Annotated in this window: 4 protein-coding genes; all 4 read left to right on the top strand. The window is 64.0% G+C overall.

Features of this window, described 5'->3' with window-relative positions:
• On the top strand, positions 1-196 hold a 196-nt coding region (gene yacG, locus NJ959_RS29250; protein ID WP_254015274.1), incomplete at its 5' end, for a DNA gyrase inhibitor YacG.
• A 167-nt stretch (positions 197-363) separates the two neighbouring features.
• Complete coding sequence (locus tag NJ959_RS29245) at positions 364-885, top strand: MotA/TolQ/ExbB proton channel family protein (RefSeq protein WP_254015273.1); 522 nt, start codon at positions 364-366, stop codon at positions 883-885.
• Between the two features lie 96 nt (positions 886-981).
• The gene (locus tag NJ959_RS29240) at positions 982-1422 is read left to right on the top strand and encodes an ExbD/TolR family protein (protein ID WP_254015272.1); all 441 of its coding nucleotides are present in this window, start codon (positions 982-984) and stop codon (positions 1420-1422) included.
• A partial coding sequence (locus NJ959_RS29235) for a biopolymer transporter ExbD (protein WP_254015271.1) occupies positions 1419-1616 on the top strand: 198 nt, incomplete at its 3' end. The genes NJ959_RS29240 and NJ959_RS29235, both read left to right, overlap by 4 nt.

Below are 1616 nucleotides of genomic sequence, written 5' to 3'. Positions count from 1 at the left end.
GTTGCTCGAGCGCGATCCGATCCGCTGCCGCGTGACGGGCGTGTGGGTCTCGCCGACGAACCCGGCGTACCCATTCGCGGACGCCCGCGCACGAATGGCCGACCTGGGCAAGTGGTTTGGCGAGGGGTTCAAGGTGAGCCGTGGGATCGAAGAGCGGGACCTGGACGAAGGTGGTCCGAGCGGGCTTCGCTCGTAGCGCTCGCTTATCATCGCCCCATGTCAAGCAATAGACGAGCGTTTTCGGGCTGGGTGTTTGTGGGCCTTGCGGTTGTTGGAGCCGTCGCGAGCAACGCGCTGGCTCAAGACGCAGGCCCAGTCGCAATCCCAGACGCGAGTGCCCCGGGGTCGGGCCGCCTATGGGGTTTGTTCAAGGACTCGTTCGACTTCTTCACGATCATTCTCATTTTGGGTTCGCTGGTGGGGATGACGGTCGTCTTCGTGTGCGCGATCGAGATCCGCGAGAGCAAGATCATGCCCGAGGCGTCGGTGCGGCGCGTGCGCGAACTCGCCCGCGCGCAGCGCATCGACGAACTCAAGGAGTTCGTCTTGAAGGACACCAGTTACGTCAGCAACGCTCTGCGCCCTGCGCTCGTCCATCTTGAGAGCGATCGCGTTGCGTTGCGTGAGGCCGCAGAACTCGCGGCGTCCGAAGAGTCCGCCAAGTGGTTCCGCAAGATCGAGATCCTGAACGTCATCGGCAACCTGGGCCCCCTGATCGGCCTCGCGGGCACAGTCTGGGGCATGATCCTCGCGTTCACGAGTTTGGGCGAGGCGGGCGGGCAGACGCAAGCAGCAAACCCCTCACTGGGCATGTCCAAGGCCCTCTTCCACACGCTCCTTGGCCTCTGCCTCGCGATCCCCTTCCTCTTCGTCTTCGGGTTGTAACGCTCGATCGTCGATCGCATCTGCACCCGGGGCCTGATGGTCGCGAGCGAAATCGTCGAGATCCTGCCCGTCGGCAAGAAGTGATCGGAGTTTCGCGTGCGTCGTCGATTCGCCATTCCCACGAGCCATGCCGGCAAGATCAACGTCACGCCGTTGATCGACGTGGTGATGTGCCTCATCATTTTCTACTTGCTCGTCGGGCGGCTCGCGACGGATCGACAAGCCGGGGTTCAGTTGCCCAAGGCCTCGGCCGGGCTCGAAGACTCCGCAACGTCGCCCCTCATCATCAACATCGTGAAGGGTGACCAAGGCAATCCCGCGGGCGTGATGATCGATGGGCGAACCACGGACGCGGCGACCCTGCGCGAGCGACTGCGCCTCCACGCCGGGAGCGCACCCGAGAAAGCCCCACTGGTGCAGATTCGCGCGGATCGCCGCCTCAACTACGCGAGCGTGTCGCCCATTCTCGCCGCCTGTCGAGAAGTGAAGTTGCGCAACGTCCTCCTGACCGCCCAGCGCCCAGAGGGTGCGCCATGAGCCATCACCCGTCCAGGAAGCGCAACGCGCTGGCGCAGCACGACCTGCACTATGGGCCCAACATGACGCCCATGGTGGACGTCGTCATGGTCATCCTCGTCTTCTTCATGGCGAGCGCGGTCTTCCTTGGCCCAGAGTGGTACCTCAAGACCGCGATCCCCGAAGTGCGCAAGGGCGAGCAGGCCGCAAGCAAG

The organism is Limnofasciculus baicalensis BBK-W-15, from assembly GCF_024178385.1.
GTDB classification, from domain to species: domain Bacteria; phylum Cyanobacteriota; class Cyanobacteriia; order Cyanobacteriales; family Coleofasciculaceae; genus Limnofasciculus; species Limnofasciculus baicalensis.
Note: the sequence above shows the minus strand (reverse complement) of the source record. Positions and strands in the feature narration are given on the sequence as shown.